This is a genomic window from Corynebacterium sp. HMSC073B01, assembly GCF_001838255.1.
GTDB classification, from domain to species: Bacteria; Actinomycetota; Actinomycetes; order Mycobacteriales; family Mycobacteriaceae; genus Corynebacterium; species Corynebacterium jeikeium_D.
In genome coordinates, this window is the sequence record NZ_KV836143.1 from 1 (window position 1) to 15,518 (window position 15,518).

Consider the following 15,518-nt stretch of genomic DNA (forward strand, 5'->3'; position numbering starts at 1 on the left):
CTTTTCTTTACTTAACCCGCCAAGAGGGCGCAGGGGCGGCGGCAGGAGGGCAGCGACTAGCCGCCGAAAATTGCCAGCGCGTCGGCAGCGAACGCTTCAATGATTGCGGAGTTGTCAACATCTCCCGCGCGGTTGATGTAGGCGGCCTCCGTAGTCGAGGCGGAAGCATGGCCCAGTTGCAAGGTGGCCAGCGCCGCGTTGCCCGTTGCAGCCATGGCGGTCGCTACCGTGTGACGGAGGTCGTGATAGGAAATCACCGCAGGCAGCAGCTCCCGGTCGGCCTGCGCCACATCGTCGCCGGCGAGGTGCGGCAAGCCTGCCCATGTTAGAGCCCGGCCAGAGTTTTGCCAGGGTGGGGGTATGTGCCGGATGGGTCGTCACGCATAGGCAGTACCCGCGTCGTCGGTGCCCCTGTCGTGCGTTGGCCGTGGAACAAGCTCGTAGGCTTATCGGCCAAGCGCTCGGCAATCCTTGAGTCTATTGGCCCGAGAAGCTGGTCTGGCAAAAACATGTAGGTGTGTGACGATCAGCTATAACTTTCCTCCTTGTAAGCAGGAAACCCGCTCGCCTCTCATGACAGCAATGTACTTGGATAACCACATCGCTACTTGACCGTAGATTGATGTAGCGATACGATTTGAACATGTTCAGTGAACAAGTTCAATCAAGTCGTGCTACTCAAAAGGAGGCGACGCGCAATAAAGTCTTGGATACCGCCTATGCCCTTTTTGTGTCAGTCGGGTACGCGGATACAAATGTGCGTGCCATCGCGCAGAAAGCTAACGTCAGCGTTGGAACCGTTATGAACGTCGGGAGCAAGCAGTCGCTGTTGATTCAGACCATCGGACATCGAATCACCGTCATGCACGATGAGCTCCGTGGACAATCAGACAACCTTCTCGACGTTCTCGCTCCTTTCCTGAAAATGTTTACTGGGCAGGAAGAATTATCGAAAGCGTATGGCGCTGCCCTAATCACACAGGGAGACAACGGAGAGATTCTCAACGAGCTTCGAACTCTCTTGGTAGATGAAATCGTGTTGCGCCTAGGCAATATGCTCCCTAAAGATGACGCTAAAGAGTTCGCGACAATCCTTTACAACATTTATCTTGGGTTGCTTCTTGGCTGGGCTGCCGGTGCATACGACACCGACGAACTATCCATTCACGCGAACAGTTCCATCTCCCGTCTTAAAATCGCGTACGGAGTAAAATAATGATTCTCGAATCTTCGCCTGCTTGGCCCTCCATCATTCTTGCAGCCATTTTGTTCGGAGACGCGGTACTCTCGCTCAAACCCGTAGCATTCATCGAGGCCTGCCTCAGAGGAGTACGACTTCCTACAGAGTGGTGGTGGGCTCTTATCGTTATCAAGTGCCTAGCAGCAAGTGGACTCATTATTGGGCTCTGGATACCAGGCATTGGAATAGCGACGATGGTTGGAGTCATTGCCTACTTCTGCACCGCAGCAATCGCACATATCCGAGCCAAGTTTCTAGGTAGCGAGTTTTGGGTCAATTGCTTAGGGATGCTCGCTATTTCACTAGGCGCTCTCATTGCGACACTATTGATAGCCTGAAACGACCAATTTACCAATTGTGTTCGCCCATTGAGGGGCGCCGTTGCCCGCGCCGGGCGGCTTGCCGCGGGTGCCTGGGACCCGCTAGCCGCCTACCGCCTCGCCGGCCTGTCGAAGGGTATGAGCGTCTGCCTCGGTGCAGAAGGCATGACAAAGCCCTAGCTGATGGGTCGGGGTTGTGGGATTTGCAGAGTGGCGGGCTGCTGCGGGACTGGTAGATAGGCGTCCAGCTCTTCGACGGGTATCTGCGGTACTGCATCCGAGATACCAGTGGCGAGCGCTGCGCGACTGGGCCCGCGCCGGGATGTCACACCCGACGACGTGGGGTGGCAGGAGCAGTAACCGGAATTGAGGGGTTGGGGGCAATCCCAGTCCATTTTTATGCGTGGGGGGTAGGGGTGCGACGGGCAGGGGTTGCTGGGGCAAGGGGTGTGTGGCCCCTAGTCGACACCGTGTAGCCACCGCCGGTTAAGTCTTGTACTCAGGCTGTGGCGTATGTCCAGCTGCGGGTCTACTTCGGAAAACTCCGCACTTCCCCAAAGACTTTCCTCAAAAATTAGTAGGGGAGGTGTCCCTGTGTGGCGCGAGAAACGGCTTTGACAGGCATAAATGGCATTATAGGTCAAACCTTTACAGGGTACCCTAACGGTAGGTTACGGGTTCGAGTCCCGTTTCCGGCTCCAAAACTCCAGGTCAGGAAGTTTTCCGGCCTGGGGTTCTTTGGTTTAAAGGGGAAAATGTAGGGGTTAAGTAGCGTGAGGGGTGAAATCGTCTAACAGAACGTCCGCATCCCCTCTGTCCCGTAAGTCGGCTTAGAAGCTGGAAGAACCGCCTGAACCGGAAAACCCTGAGCTAAACCCGCTGTTGACGCCACCGCTACTGGAAGAGCTGTCGCGGGCAGTGGTGGCATCGCTATCCCAGGTGCTCACGACATAGAAGGGCACGTAGCCGTGGTAGCCAGAGCCAGCGAAGAAATCAGAGTCGTAGATGCGCGTGCGCTCGGGGCGCTCGTCGGCCTCATTGCGCTTCTGCAGCTGGGACTGCACGTGCTCCGACAAGAGCGCGGAGCGATCCAAGAGTTCTAGGTAGCGCTCCATGAACTGCGGATGGTGTGGTTCCTTGGATAATTCAGTGGCGGCATCTTCCAACTCCTTCGCGTGGCGCTCAAGCGCCGAGTCGATGCTTGCGGCCAAGTAGCCTGCCTGTGCCAGATCCTTCTCCAGCTCGTAGAGTTCATAGCGGCGAGCATCCGCATCAGCGTTCTCAATGCGGTGCAGCTTTTCAATATTGGCCTCAGCGGTTTCCACGCGCTCGCACAGTTGGCGCGCGTTGGCGATGAGCTCGGAGTGTGAGCGGAATTGCTCATCTGGCGCATCCGCCGGAATCGACATGAGGAAACCAACCTGGCTATCGATTGCTAGGAAGTCATCGCGCAAACCCTCCCAGTCCTGGCGCAGGCGCTCATCCACCAGCCCTGATTGGAGCGAGTGCGCTCGAATATCAATCTCCCTTAGCCGTTGCGCCACATCGGTGTAGGTCTGCGACACGTAGTCCCAGTCCTCGCGTGCCTGCTGTGTCTTCTTCTGCCGGCTGCGGCGTACACCGCCGGCGAGGCCGACACCAGCGCCGCCAACGCTCAGGCCCGCCACCCCGAGGCCAACGGCCGCCGCCATCCGGTCCTCTTTTGCGCCCTCGTACTGAGTATCCGCAGCACGGTCTACGTCGATTGCAGCCGCTGCGCCAGCAAAGAGGCCAGCAGGAATGTTGTCATCCCGCACGCCCGGCTTAATTGCTTCGATGGACTGTTTCAGATGGCTGTCATTCTTGCGTAGCTTCATTTGAGCAGCCACGTCCTCACCCGCGAAGACGAAGGCTTGGCGCGGATCAAGGCCCACGCCGACGAAGACCTGGCCATCAGCAAACTTATCCTTGCCGATGAGCTCCTGGTGGTTATCGCGCAGGTACTCCTCTACGGAGTCATTAACGTTTTCCTTGTTCTCGGCAAAGACCATGTAGTGCAGCCCTTGGACCACGTCAGGGGCGGCGATCCGGGAGACATCGCGAAGCATGCGCTGTTCTTCCTCCGGGGTGAGCACATCGTCTGAGTCCATGATGTCAGCCTGCACCTCACGCTGCGCGGGCTGCATGACGTAGTCAGAGCGCTCGGGCGAATCAAAGACCGCCAAGCAGGTGCCCGCACCGACACCTCCGAGAAGCAGGCCGCCCACTGCTGCTGCGCCGATGATGGCACCGATGGAGGTCACTTTGGGGCCGCGGTTGGATGCAAAAGGTTTAATATCGCGAGAGTCGGTCACGGTGATTCTCCTATTCGCGAGCGATCGGCCCCGCCAATTTTATCCGGTTTAAGGAGGTCGGGCGGGGAACAAAGGGTGCGTTTGAAGACTGATTAAAGGGCAAATGCCTGTCGGGGGCTGGGGCGGGGGAATTTTCTTTCACTTATGCGCACGTTGTCGGAAGTCCCGGTCAACATATGGATGAGCTATTCACTTATGGCCACGCTGCTGCGTATCGATAGGTGAATATTGCATCGATAGGACAGCGCAACGCCGCCAGCAGGACAGCGCAACACCGACAGCAGGACAGCGCAACGCCGACAGCCGGAAAATCACAGGCCACGGAGCTTTCACATCTGCAACTCTAGCCCCACGCTTCACAGGGGTTACATGCGCATGTAAAGTGGACTTTGTTCTTAAGTCATAAGCGTCGATAGGGCTGGTCTCGGGGAAGGGCCTGCGCTATGGGCGCTTTTGGCATTTTTCTGCAAAACCTTCCAGAAAACCCCACAAGCTGGGGTGATTTCTCCGAGAAAAATATTCTACGATAGAGCCATGTCAGAGGTGCTCTTTGTCAGTAGTTCAAACATGGGACTCTCACGCGTACTAGAAGGGCTGCTGCGGCAAGCTGCCCCAGGCCTGACAGTGTTGTCAGCAGGTATCAGCATCGATGATGATGACCGCGGTCTGGATGAAGACGCGCGGCGTGCGCTCTGTGAGGTGGGGGCACGGTGCGATGGCGATCCTCATCAACTCACGCCGTCTCTCGCAGACAGTGCGGATGTGGTCATTGTTGTGGGGAAAATCGACGTTTCGGACTACATCGCGCCAGATGTAGAGACTGAGCGCTGGGAATATGATGACCCAGCTGACCGCGGGATTTATGGTTATTCCCGCTACGCGGAATTGCGGGATTTCTTCACTCTGCGCGTCAATACGCTGGCGGAACGGTTTGCTGCCTAAATAGTCGCTGAAATAGTCGCTGTCTTAATAAAAGGTGGGGCGCGGGAACCGTCGTAAAGCATGTGCTGAAGCTGACACACTTTTGTTTTCTGACAATAATGCCCGCGTTCGCCCGGTCAACACCTAATGTAAGTAGTTATGTCTATTGGTCCATCGCTGCGACGCACCCTGTACAAACTTGCTGAGAAAGAGATGTCCCCGGCTAAGGCAAAGTTCTTGCTGAACATTTGGCCGCCGCTGTTTGGCACCGGCATCCGTATCACTGAGATTGCGGATGACTGGTCTGAGGGGCGATTGGAGCTGCGCCTAAACGCTCTGACTGCGAATATGCATGGCGCGGCATTTGGCGGTGCACTGTTTTCGATGACGGATGTGCTGTTTGGCACGCTGGTTATGCAGCGTCTGGATGTCAAGAAGTACGAGGCGTGGACGCGAACTGGGTCGTTTGAATTTATCCGGCCGGGTAAGAATGGTGCGTACCTTGAGGTAGAGGTGCCGGATGAGATGGTCGAAAAGCTTAAGGCCGAAACTGAAGGTGGCTATTCGACGGTCGTTCCATACACCTCTGTAATCCGAAACCGCGATGGCTCCCTGGTCGGTATTGGTCAGCAGGAGCTCTACGTGCGCCGTCGTGGTCGTAAGAAGCCGCCGGCCAATCCGAACCAGCAGGATTGTGTTGCCGGTGAGAACCTCATCTCTGCTGCTCGCACTCTTGCACGGCTGGGGATGCGCGGGGTGGAAAACCGTGATGTGCTCGTCCAGCAGGAACGCACCGCACGACGCTGCATTTCACCAGAGTCGCGTGCAGTCGCATGGCTCCACGGGGTCCTCGAGTACGGCGATGTCACTGTCGACGACTACCGCGCCGCAGGGCTTCCCGACGTCGTCATCGAGGCCCTCACCTCCGATAACCCCTCGCCAGCCGCGCAGCAGCTGCTTGCGGATGTCGTCACCGCGCGCGAGTCGCTGACCAAGTTCTAGGTCGAAGCTCTACGCCAATAGCCGAGTGATCAGTTCGATCACTTCGGGGTCTGTTTGCTGCTTCCAATGCGCAACAGACCTGCCCTCCAGCTCGGTTTCGAGCAAAACAGCTCGACTGTCCGGCAGGAAGCTCTGCGCGGTATCGGACCACGGAATGACCAGGTTGTCATGGTGGCTGATGACATTAATCCAGTCAGGTGTGGCTGCCTTGCGCCTTCGGAGGTGTGGGGCAGTGTTGGCTGCAGGAAGTTCATATTGTCCTGCCGCTACCGCAATTTGATCGGCTAAAGCCTGTCCCATTAGCCAGCGGGCAGGAGCCCCATTCCACCAGCCCAAAATGCGGGAGATCTCAGTCAGATTTACACCGCCGACAGAGCCCGACACACTGATGACACGTCGAAACGAAAAACGCTCGCATTCATGGTTTGCAAGACGCGTAAACAGCAGGAAAGCCAGTAGCCCACCCTGCGAGTGAGCCACAATATCGACCGTGTCCGAGTTCGTTTCAGTGCAGACTCCGTTGATATAGGCCTCGACTTCGGCGACAGAATCTACGAGGGCAGCAGTGCCACGGTCTCCGTAGGCCGGTACATAGACTCGGCGGCCGCGGGCACGGAGTCCGTCGGCAAGCGGTGCCCACGCGCCGGGACTATCGAGCGTGCCATGAAGTGCGATAACCGGAACGGGGTCTCTGAGGTCCCCCGACGCTGGACTTGGATTTGGCAGGGACGGATGTGCGGCTGTCGGTGGGAAAATCCGCGTTAGGAGCGGTCTATTCCGCATGCTCGATTGGGTCAAAATCCTCGCCTACCAGCTTGAATAGTGCCTCGCGAGTAAGCGCGCGGGGGCGCCAATCGTGCGCCATCTGCTCATGCAAAACGATGGCTTGAGGGAACGTGTCCTGCACATAGAGATTAGTGACCATGCCAGTGTCACCGTCATCCAAGAAACAGGACTGTGGCGGGGAAATGAGCTGGTCATACTTAGTGGCAATGCAGGTATAAGTAACGCCGGGACCGAGAATATCGTGGGAATTGGAGTTCAAAACCATCTTTGAACCGGTGAGCTGTTCCAAGCCGGAAACGCCCCAGTAGCTCTGAACAAAGTTGCTCATCAGCGACCTAGTGCCGGGAATCTTAGTGATGCCGGAAGCGATGCCGCCCAGGTTGGTGCCGTGATTGGGGGCGGCAAGACAGACAACATGCTTGATGTACTTGGAAATGCGAAGAGAAAGCAGGGTGGCGATTAAGCCGCCTTGCGAGTGCCCCACGATAACGGCGTGCTTGGCGTCAGTCGCGTGCAGGACAGCCTTGATGTAGGGCACGAGCATGTCGATGGACTGATTGATGGGGTCTGTTGCACGGTGCCCAAAATCTGGCGCGAAGACAGCCCAGCCATCTTCCCGCAACTGACCGCCAAGGGTCTCCCAAATGCCCTTGACCTGGCCTGTTCCGTGCAGGAGGATGACCGGCCACGGCCGGGACTTGGATACTTTGGCTCCCCAGTTATCTTCGAAAACACCGCGCAGCGGACGGAAGATGGCATAGGGAAGCGATGCTGATCCTTCAGCTACAGCCGGTTTATGCGCCTCCGGTTCCTGCGCTTCAGGGGCAGGGACTACCGGAAGTTGTTCTTCCCAAAAATCCTCGTTTGAAGCGGCGATTAGCGCACCAACTTTCCGTCTTCGTCAGTCCCGAGGGCCTCCCGCAGTTTAGCGGCGGCCTCATCCATGGACTCTGCGGAAGGATTGCGATCCACCGACTGCAGGTTGTACCCGGACATATCGTGGGCAGGGAAGATATGGATGTGGGTGTGCGGAACCTCGAAGCCGGCGATGAGGTAGCCAGCACGCGGAGCGTCAAAAGCGGAGACAACAGCCTGTCCAACCTTCTGGGCAACCTCATTGAGGTGGGCCCATAGCTCAGGCGAGGCGTCCGTCCACTTGTCCACCTCTTCAACAGGGACAACCAGTGTATGACCAGGTGCAATTGGCTCGATGGTCAAAAATGCGACGACCTTGTCATCGCGGTAGACAAAACGACCGGGGAGTTCACCGTTGATGATCTTGGTAAATACTGTGCTCATGTGCCAAGGGTAACCCGAATAGCGGATTGAGGGGTTGGGTGCGATGAGAGTTATCCGAGCTGATTAGTAAGATGATTGCTATGCGCATCCTCGTAATTGGCTCCGGTGCCCGTGAGCACGCCCTGTTGTACGCAATGAGTAAGGACCCGCAGGCTACTGATCTTCACGTAGCCCCTGGTAATGCGGGTATGAGTGAAATTGCAACCATGCATCCACTGGTCGTGGATGACCCCGCTGGCGCTGTTGCGCTGGCCAAGGAAATTGGGGCCGATTTGGTTGTTATTGGCCCTGAGGTTCCGCTGGTCGCGGGTGTGGCAGACGCGCTGCGCGACGCTGGTTTCGCGGTCTTCGGACCGAACGCGGACGCGGCTCGGATTGAGGGGTCCAAGGCTTTCGCTAAGGACGTCATGAAGGTGGCTGGGGTAAAGACCGCCTCGGCAGAGGCCATCCAGCCGGAGGCCTCCGACGAAGACATCGAGGCCGCCATTGACCGCTTTGGCCCGAACTGGGTCGTGAAGGATGACGGTCTGGCTGCTGGCAAGGGAGTCGTGGTCACTAAGGACCGCGCTGAGGCTCTCGAACACGCAAAGGCTGTTCTGGCCGCCGGTAACCCGGTGCTGCTGGAGTCCTTCCTGGACGGCCCGGAAGTTTCCCTGTTCTGCCTGGTCGACGGCGAAACCGTCGTCCCGCTGTTGCCGGCTCAGGACCACAAGCGCGTCGGTAATAACGACGAGGGGCCGAACACCGGTGGCATGGGTGCTTACAGCCCGCTGTCCTGGCTACCGGAAGGCGCAACTGAGCGCATTGTCACCGAGGTCTGCGAGCCGGTCGCTCGTGAGATGGCCGCTCGCGGTTGCCCGTTCCAGGGTCTGCTGTACGCAGGTCTGGCCTGGGGCGAGGACGGCCCGGCTGTCATTGAGTTCAACTGCCGTTTCGGTGACCCGGAGACCCAGGCCGTGCTGGCGCTGCTGGAGTCCCCGGTGGCTCAGCTGCTCAACGCCGCTGCTACCGGAACATTGGCGGACTTCGGTCCGCTGTCTTGGCGTGATGGTTACGCTCTGACTGTTGTACTGGCCGCTGAAGGCTACCCGGTATCGACGCGCACGGGCGATGTCATTGAAGGTGCAGAGCCTGGCCGCGAGGAAGATGGCATTCTCCACGCTGGTACTGCCCGCAATGCTGCGGGTGAGCTGGTCTCCGCTGGTGGCCGTGTGCTCAACGTCATCGGCGTTGGTGACACGCTGGAAGAAGCTCGCGACAAGGCGTACGAGACCATCAAGACCATTAAGCTCGAGGGCTCGCACTACCGCACCGACATTGCACTACCTGCAGTTGAGGGCCGCATTTCCATCTAAGTAATGCCCGAGGCGGTCGGTCCGTACTCGGATACCTCACTGGTGCACCCACCCGGGTTGAACTGGATTTCCCGGGTGGCCTCGGTGGCTGCAAAGATGAAGGTATGCACGCCGAATCTCCGCAGTTGCCAAAGTCGTCGCAGTCACCGCAGCCATCCCAGCCAGAGCGCGACCTAGCATCCCGCCGCAGTGAGGTCGCCCCCTTCCATGTGATGGATGTTCTCGCGCTCGCGCAAGAGCGTCAGCGCACTCATGGTGACGCTCTATTCCTCTGCGTGGGACAGCCCGCGACCGCGGCCCCGGCTGCCGCGATTGCCCGTGCGCGTGCTGATTTAGAAAATCAGGTTCTGGGCTACACAGCGGCCGTCGGCACGCCTGAGCTGCGCGAAACCATCGCCGCCTGGCATCGTGAAAACTACGGCACGGCCACGGAGGCTGCTGATGTTGTCATCACTACCGGTTCTTCCGGCGGTTTCGTGGCACTCTTCCTCGCAGCGCTCGACGTCGGCGACGATATTGTGCTCGCGCGCCCGGGCTATCCCGCATACCGCAATACGCTGCAGGCGCTCGGCGCCAACATTGTTGAGATTGACTGCGGTCCCGAGACTCGTTTCCAACTCACTGCCCAGCACCTGGAGGCACTTCCGCGCGTGCCCAAGGCCGTGATTGTCACCAGTCCGGATAATCCCACTGGCACCATTATCGATGCCGACGAGCTGCGTGCCATTGCGAAGTGGTGTGAGCAGCACGATTGCCTGCTCATTTCCGACGAGATTTATCACGGCATTACTTATGGCCGACAGTGTGCGTCTGCACGCGAGTTCTCCGACGCGGCGGTCGTGGTCGGCAGTGTCGGTAAGTACTTCTCGATGACCGGCTGGCGCGTTGGCTGGCTAATCGTTCCCAAGTGGCTGCGTGCGCCGCTTGATCGCCTCGAAGCCAACCTCACTGTCTGTCCACCGGCAATTTCGCAGGCAGCGGCGGTGGAAGCGTTCAGCCCCGAGTCCATTGCCGAGCTCAATTCGCACGTGACGCGTTACGCACGCAACCGCGACGTTTTGCTCGAGGGGCTGCCCCGCGTCGGTCTCGGTAATATCGCCCCACCCGACGGCGGTTTCTATATCTACGCCAATATCGCAGGGCTTTACGACGACCCGAACTCCGTCGACTCCATGACATGGGCTCGGGAACTGTTGGCCGCAACGGGCGTGGCCGTTGCCCCTGGAATCGACTTCGACACAGAGAACGGCCATGAGTGGGTTCGCCTTTGTTTCGCCGGTGAGACTTCCGAGATGGAAGAGGCTGTTCGGCGCATTGGGGTATTTACTGGTCGTGGTTAAAGCGACTTTAGTGGCGCTCACGGTGTGATTTACCTCACCCTTTCAGGGGTGTTTTTCAGCCCGTCGAGATAGGAGGCTCGACGAGCAAATCGCTGCTTTAAATCCTCTACCGGCGGCCACTGGTTGAGCTGATGTTGGGGCCTTCCTGGAAGGGACCGTTGGGGCTCTGTTTCCTTGATCGCCGGTTCGCCGCAAGGGCGGAAAAACTGCCTCAGATTGAGGGCTTTGTGGCTGCGGTCACATCAATTGCGGCTGGGGTTGGGTCGATAGTGGAGTGGGGTGGCCTTCGTGGCAACACCGTTGGCGGCCGGTAGCTCTGTCGGTGGCCTATTTCCGCTGGCAGGAGGCTCTTTTTCTTTAATTGTCGATGGAGTTGACCTCTGAGGAGCTGGCGGCTATCCCTGCGTGGGGTGACGATTGAGCGTGGTGTGTAACCCGCATTCAATGACAGCTGCAAGCGCTTTTAGTGGGGATAGTTTATGTCTGACAAAAAGAGACTTTCGCGCCCTGTTTTTGGCTGTGTAAAAGCGTGATTTTTGAAGCCGTTGTCGGGAGTGGTGAAGCGAGGCTTGGGGTGGCGCTGAGGGGCGCTGTTTGTGGTGTAGCGATTGAGCTAAAAAACGTCCAAAAGTTAACAAAAGGTTAACTAAAAATAAAGTTTAGTGCTTGCCAGGCCTTGTGTTGTGGTCTACGGTTGCAAGTCATAAGTTCCAATCGGTTCGATGAAACATTGTTTCAACTGCGGAATCGCAAAGAATCGATTGGAGAAGTCCAACAATAAAGATCAAAGAGATCTTAAGAGAGGTGACCTCTGATGAACGCATTCAACGAGATTATGGATACTGTGTCCCCGATTTTCCGGGACGGCAAGGAATCTAAGCAGGATGCGCTGGCATCGCTGCTTGCCGAAGCCATCGTGGAGGCGAACCCGAACCAGGGCATCGCCGCCGACGACCGCCGCGCTGCCTAACAAGAATTAGCTTTGGTCCGATTCCTGCTAGGCAGCTAGTGCGAAAGCAATCCCTACCGGTTAACCCTGCTGGTTCAGGAACTCCCGGACCTGCTCCATATCCTTATCACCGCGACCCGACAGGTTCACGAGCAACAGCAAAGGCTCATCGCCTTCGTGAACCGGCAGCCCGAGCTCGCTACCAGCGGCAGGGTCGGTTTCACGGAGTCGCGCAATTTTAATGGCCTGCGCCAGCGCATGCGAGGATTCCATCGCCGGAATAATGCCCTCCATGCGGCTGAGCAGCTGGAACGCTTCCAGCGCCTCCTCGTCGGTAATCCCGACATAGCTGGCGCGGCCATTCTCCTTCAGCATGCCGTGCTCCGGGCCAACAGACGGGTAATCCAAGCCCGCCGAGATGGAGTGCGATGGCAACACCTCGCCGTCGTCGGAAAGCATGACAAATGAGCGCATGCCGTGAAGGACGCCAGTCTTACCCGCGTTGATGGGCGCGCCGTGACGATCGGTGTCGAGTCCCTCACCTGCGGGCTCGACACCAATGAGGGCGACATCGGAGTCGTCGATGTAGTTAGCAAATGCGCCGATGGCGTTGGAGCCGCCACCGACGGCTGCGATCACAGCGTCGGGAAGCTTGCCGTAACGCTCGACCATCTGACCGCGTGATTCCTCCGAGATGACCTGCTGGAATTCACGCACGATAGTGGGGAATGGGTGCGGACCGGCGGCGGTGCCCAGTAGGTAGAAAGTGGAGTCGAGAGTCTTGCTCCACTCGACCAGTGCCTCGTCAATAGCATCCTTCAAACCGGCCTCGCCGGTGGTGACGGGAACGACCTTCGCGCCCATGAGCTCCATGCGCTCGACATTGGGGTGCTGGCGGGCGACATCGTGTGCGCCCATGTAAATCTCGCACTCAAGTCCCAGCAGCGCTGCGGCCATCGCGGTGGCCGTGCCGTGCTGGCCTGCACCCGTCTCAGCAATGAGGCGGGTTTTTCCCATGCGCTTTGCCAACAGTGCCTGGCCAACCACGTTGTTGCCCTTGTGCGCGCCGCCGTGGTTCAAGTCCTCGCGCTTCAGCACAATCGTCGTGTTCGGCGTGGATAGACGACGGCATTCGAACAGCGGGGTCGCGCGGCCGAGGAAATCACGACGTAGTTCTTCCAGCTCGCGCTGGAACTCCGGATTGCTCATCGCCTCGATGTAAGCCGCTTCCAGCTCATCGAGTGCTGGTAGCAGGAACTCCGGCACTTCCTGTCCGCCGAAGCGACCGAAAAATGCAGGCAAGAGAGTTTCGCGCACCTCGCCCGCGCCGTTAACGCTTGCCGACGGCGCCCTGGTTGCAGTCGGTGCTGAAGCCTTGGCGATGGCATCCGCGCTGGGGTTGTAATCAGTCATTGAGGGGGCCTTTCGTTGCTGTTGTTTATTTCAGCGGGCCCTGGTTCTCTTTGTCGAACCGATAAAAGTCTCGAGCCGACAAAAGAAAAGAGCCCGCCAGATTTATCTTCTTGCGAGCTCGTACTTGACGGGTTTGCCGTCGACATTAATGAGATGACGTGACGTTGCTCGCGGACTTAAGCGAGCCACCACCACTGTGCGCCGCACGGCGCGGGTGTGTTCATCAGGGGTGTCATCATGAATCTGACCATAACTCAAGGTTTCCGCAGTAGCCAAAGCGGGTGGGGTGTGGGGGCGGGGATTGGGCGCGAAATGTGTACGGGATATCGCAACTGTGCCTGGAGTGTAGGGCAGTTCCCCTATTAGTCGGGTACGCGTAAGGGGCAGAATTCTCGGATCCCCTCGACACCGCTGGCCACGAGGACTAACGTTCCGATGGTGATTACGCTGTCGCGGCAGACCACTAAATCACGTCGGGGAGTTCGTCCCACGACGCTGGTGGTGTGGTGTTATGTCGCCCTCATAACCGTTGGCACGGTTTTGTTAATGCTGCCGATTTCGGCAGCCAATAGCCACCCCACGGGACATTGTGCCCCGAGCCCTGGGGATATGTGCCTGCCCACGGCGCTGTCTGATGCGCTGTTCACAGCCACCTCGGCAACGAGCCTGACCGGATTGATCACCGTAGATACGGCTACCCATTGGTCAACCTTCGGCAAAGTCGTCATCATGTTGTTGATTCAGCTGGGTGGCCTCGGGTTCATGACCTTGGCTTCTCTTTTTGGCCTCTTCGTAGCAGGAAGGCTCGGCCTGAACCGCCGTGCCGGTGCGCGCGTTGAGGGCCGCGGTATGGACATGGGCGAGATCTCGTGGGTTGTCCGTGCTGCCGTTAGCTTCACGCTGTTGGTGGAGTTTGTTGTGGCAGTGGCACTTATGCTGCGGTTCCACCTAGGTTACGGGTACGGCTGGGGGAGAGCTGCGTGGGAGGGCTTGTTCCATGCCATCTCAAGCTTCAACAATGCCGGTTTTGCTCTGTATACGGACAACGTCATTGGGTTCCGCAGTGATGCCTGGATACTTTTGCCGCTGGCCTTCTCTCTTATCGTTGGTGGTCTGGGTTTTTCTGTTCTGCTCGAGGCCTGGCGACACCTGAAAGCGTGGCTTAGTGTCCGCACGCGAGGGCAGTTGCCTAAACGCTGGTCTCTGACTACTCGCTTCACTATCAAAGGCACCATCCTGCTGATTGCTTTGGGCACAATCATGGTGGCATTTGGTGAGTGGTCCAATGCCATGTCTGGATTCACTACAGGGGAGAAGATACTCAACTCATTCTTCGCTAGTGTGAGCCCGCGTACCGCGGGGTTCAACGCGCTCGATTACGCGGACTTCCACCCATCGACACTGCTGGGCACTGACTTCCTCATGTTCATTGGCGGCGGCACCGGTGGTACTGCAGGTGGCGTGAAAATCACGACGTCGGCAGTCATTCTCGCCGCCGTTCTCGCGGAGATTCGCGGTGACACCTCCGTGTCCGTGGCTCGGCGGCGCCTCAACCCAAAGGTGCTGCGTCAGGCCCTCGTCGTTCTTGCATTCGGCATTGGCCAGGTTTTTCTGGCAGTAATCGCCGTCAGTTTCCTAGCGCCACAGTTTTCTACTGACCAAATCCTTTTTGAAGTAGTCAGTGCCTTCGCCACGGTAGGCCTTTCCACAGGTATCACCGCTGACCTGCCGGTGGCAGCACAGGCAATCTTCATCGTGCTGATGTTCGCCGGACGTGTTGGCCCAATCGCCTTGGCGACGGCCTTGGCCGCCCGCCCACGCCAGCGCATCTACGAATATCCAGAAGAAAGGCCCTTCATTGGCTAACTCGAAATTCAATCCGTTTGCTGGTTTTGCAGAGCATTTCGCCGACCAAGTCAGCTCTTCTCCTGTTGTAATCCTTGGCATGGGGCGTTTCGGACAGGCGCTCGGCGAGGAGCTGGTCGCTGGCGGTATCGAGGTTCTCTGCGTAGACCATCGCGAAAAGGTGGTTCAGGAGCTGTCCTCGACCTTCGACCACGTGGTCACCGCCGACACCACCATGCCGGAAGTACTGAAGCAGCTCGGCGTCGATGAAGCCGAACGTGTGGTCATTGCAATCGGCAGTGATATCGAGGCGTCGTTGCTGACCGCGTCCGCACTGGTGGACATGGATGTGCCGCTGATTTGGGCAAAGGCCGATAACCAGGCCCACGCCAAGATTCTGGGCCAGATCGGTGTTCACCACGTCATTCGCCCGGAGGCCGACACTGGCCGTCGTATTGCGCACCTAATCGGCGGCAAGGTCCAGGACTTCCTGGAGTTCGATCGCGACTACGCAGTCGGTAAGGTCGCGCCGCCGATCCATTGCCTGGATAAGACCGTGGCGGAGATTAACCAGAGCGCACCGATTACGGTCGTCGCCGTACAAAAGCGCGGTCAGCGCTTCCGCCCCGCGCTTGCCGACGACCGCATTACCGCAGGTGACCTGTTGATTGTCTCGGGTGCCATTCGGCAGTTGGAGACGTTCGCCGGGGAGTAG

General features: G+C 58.2%; 15 protein-coding genes. 9 read left to right on the forward strand and 6 right to left on the reverse strand.

From position 1 onward, the window contains the following. Positions 1-56: 56 nt before the first annotated feature. The gene (locus HMPREF2849_RS02730) at positions 57-314 is read right to left on the reverse strand and encodes a tyrosine-type recombinase/integrase (protein ID WP_016421438.1); all 258 of its coding nucleotides are present in this window, start codon (positions 312-314) and stop codon (positions 57-59) included. 329 nt (positions 315-643) lie between these two features. Between HMPREF2849_RS02730 and HMPREF2849_RS02735 the strand changes: the two genes are divergently transcribed. After that, positions 644-1,216, forward strand: a complete 573-nt coding sequence (locus tag HMPREF2849_RS02735; RefSeq protein WP_016421437.1) for a TetR/AcrR family transcriptional regulator — start codon at positions 644-646, stop codon at positions 1,214-1,216. Continuing rightward, positions 1,216-1,578 (forward strand): DoxX family protein, encoded by a 363-nt coding sequence (locus HMPREF2849_RS11295; RefSeq protein WP_016421436.1) that lies wholly within the window; start codon positions 1,216-1,218, stop codon positions 1,576-1,578. The genes HMPREF2849_RS02735 and HMPREF2849_RS11295 overlap by 1 nt, the downstream gene beginning before the upstream one ends. A gap of 812 nt (positions 1,579-2,390) precedes the next feature. Here the strand turns inward: HMPREF2849_RS11295 and HMPREF2849_RS02745 are convergent. Continuing rightward, positions 2,391-3,893, reverse strand: a complete 1,503-nt coding sequence (locus HMPREF2849_RS02745) for a hypothetical protein (RefSeq protein WP_016421435.1) — start codon at positions 3,891-3,893, stop codon at positions 2,391-2,393. A gap of 567 nt (positions 3,894-4,460) precedes the next feature. Here HMPREF2849_RS02745 and HMPREF2849_RS02750 point away from each other — a divergent pair. Together HMPREF2849_RS02750 and HMPREF2849_RS02755 are read left to right on the forward strand one after the other, a co-directional pair. After that, positions 4,461-4,835, forward strand: a complete 375-nt coding sequence (locus HMPREF2849_RS02750; protein WP_016421434.1) for a hypothetical protein — start codon at positions 4,461-4,463, stop codon at positions 4,833-4,835. Between the two features lie 138 nt (positions 4,836-4,973). Further along, positions 4,974-5,816 carry a PaaI family thioesterase gene (locus HMPREF2849_RS02755; protein WP_016421433.1) on the forward strand — a complete coding sequence of 281 codons (843 nt, stop codon included), beginning with the start codon at positions 4,974-4,976 and terminating at the stop codon, positions 5,814-5,816. A gap of 9 nt (positions 5,817-5,825) precedes the next feature. Here the strand turns inward: HMPREF2849_RS02755 and HMPREF2849_RS02760 are convergent, their stop codons facing one another. The 3 genes from HMPREF2849_RS02760 to HMPREF2849_RS02770 all read right to left on the reverse strand — a co-directional run bounded on the left by HMPREF2849_RS02760 (position 5,826) and on the right by HMPREF2849_RS02770 (position 7,901). Next, complete coding sequence (locus tag HMPREF2849_RS02760; RefSeq protein WP_016421432.1) at positions 5,826-6,599, reverse strand: alpha/beta fold hydrolase; 774 nt, start codon at positions 6,597-6,599, stop codon at positions 5,826-5,828. Beyond that, positions 6,589-7,356, reverse strand: coding sequence for an esterase/lipase family protein (locus HMPREF2849_RS02765; RefSeq protein WP_371440740.1), 768 nt, complete (start codon positions 7,354-7,356; stop codon positions 6,589-6,591). The genes HMPREF2849_RS02760 and HMPREF2849_RS02765 overlap by 11 nt, the downstream gene beginning before the upstream one ends. A gap of 122 nt (positions 7,357-7,478) precedes the next feature. Then, complete coding sequence (locus tag HMPREF2849_RS02770) at positions 7,479-7,901, reverse strand: HIT family protein (RefSeq protein ID WP_005511554.1); 423 nt, start codon at positions 7,899-7,901, stop codon at positions 7,479-7,481. An 80-nt stretch (positions 7,902-7,981) separates the two neighbouring features. On the opposite strand from HMPREF2849_RS02770, the gene purD reads away from it, so the two are divergent. The 3 genes from purD to HMPREF2849_RS11180 all read left to right on the forward strand — a co-directional run bounded on the left by purD (position 7,982) and on the right by HMPREF2849_RS11180 (position 11,566). Continuing rightward, positions 7,982-9,256 carry a phosphoribosylamine--glycine ligase gene (gene purD / locus HMPREF2849_RS02775; protein WP_069359133.1) on the forward strand — a complete coding sequence of 425 codons (1,275 nt, stop codon included), beginning with the start codon at positions 7,982-7,984 and terminating at the stop codon, positions 9,254-9,256. A gap of 212 nt (positions 9,257-9,468) precedes the next feature. Then, positions 9,469-10,596 (forward strand): pyridoxal phosphate-dependent aminotransferase, encoded by a 1,128-nt coding sequence (locus HMPREF2849_RS02780; protein ID WP_070862582.1) that lies wholly within the window; start codon positions 9,469-9,471, stop codon positions 10,594-10,596. 814 nt (positions 10,597-11,410) lie between these two features. Continuing rightward, positions 11,411-11,566, forward strand: a complete 156-nt coding sequence (locus HMPREF2849_RS11180; RefSeq protein ID WP_016421428.1) for a hypothetical protein — start codon at positions 11,411-11,413, stop codon at positions 11,564-11,566. A gap of 60 nt (positions 11,567-11,626) precedes the next feature. Here the strand turns inward: HMPREF2849_RS11180 and trpB are convergent, their stop codons facing one another. Then, a complete protein-coding gene (gene trpB / locus HMPREF2849_RS02785) occupies positions 11,627-12,958 on the reverse strand; it encodes a tryptophan synthase subunit beta (RefSeq protein ID WP_070862575.1) in 1,332 nt (443 codons plus the stop codon). A 435-nt stretch (positions 12,959-13,393) separates the two neighbouring features. Between trpB and HMPREF2849_RS02790 the strand changes: the two genes are divergently transcribed. Then, on the forward strand, positions 13,394-14,824 hold the full coding sequence (locus HMPREF2849_RS02790) for a TrkH family potassium uptake protein (protein ID WP_070862576.1): 1,431 nt from the start codon (positions 13,394-13,396) through the stop codon (positions 14,822-14,824). Next, a complete protein-coding gene (locus HMPREF2849_RS02795; protein WP_016421425.1) occupies positions 14,817-15,518 on the forward strand; it encodes a potassium channel family protein in 702 nt (233 codons plus the stop codon). The genes HMPREF2849_RS02790 and HMPREF2849_RS02795 overlap by 8 nt, the downstream gene beginning before the upstream one ends.

Excerpts from the sequence above, each read along its gene's own strand:
- HMPREF2849_RS02735 (WP_016421437.1), top strand. The coding sequence starts at position 644 with ATGTTCAGTGAACAAGTTCAATCAAGTCGTGCTACTCAAAAGGAGGCG.
- HMPREF2849_RS11295 (WP_016421436.1), top strand. The coding sequence starts at position 1,216 with ATGATTCTCGAATCTTCGCCTGCTTGGCCCTCCATCATTCTTGCAGCC.
- HMPREF2849_RS02750 (WP_016421434.1), top strand. The coding sequence starts at position 4,461 with ATGGGACTCTCACGCGTACTAGAAGGGCTGCTGCGGCAAGCTGCCCCA.
- HMPREF2849_RS02755 (WP_016421433.1), top strand. The coding sequence starts at position 4,974 with ATGTCTATTGGTCCATCGCTGCGACGCACCCTGTACAAACTTGCTGAG.
- HMPREF2849_RS02760 (WP_016421432.1), bottom strand. The coding sequence starts at position 6,599 with ATGCGGAATAGACCGCTCCTAACGCGGATTTTCCCACCGACAGCCGCA.
- HMPREF2849_RS02770 (WP_005511554.1), bottom strand. The coding sequence starts at position 7,901 with ATGAGCACAGTATTTACCAAGATCATCAACGGTGAACTCCCCGGTCGT.
- purD (WP_069359133.1), top strand. The coding sequence starts at position 7,982 with ATGCGCATCCTCGTAATTGGCTCCGGTGCCCGTGAGCACGCCCTGTTG.
- HMPREF2849_RS02780 (WP_070862582.1), top strand. The coding sequence starts at position 9,469 with ATGGATGTTCTCGCGCTCGCGCAAGAGCGTCAGCGCACTCATGGTGAC.
- HMPREF2849_RS11180 (WP_016421428.1), top strand. The coding sequence starts at position 11,411 with ATGAACGCATTCAACGAGATTATGGATACTGTGTCCCCGATTTTCCGG.
- trpB (WP_070862575.1), bottom strand. The coding sequence starts at position 12,958 with ATGACTGATTACAACCCCAGCGCGGATGCCATCGCCAAGGCTTCAGCA.
- HMPREF2849_RS02790 (WP_070862576.1), top strand. The coding sequence starts at position 13,394 with ATGGTGATTACGCTGTCGCGGCAGACCACTAAATCACGTCGGGGAGTT.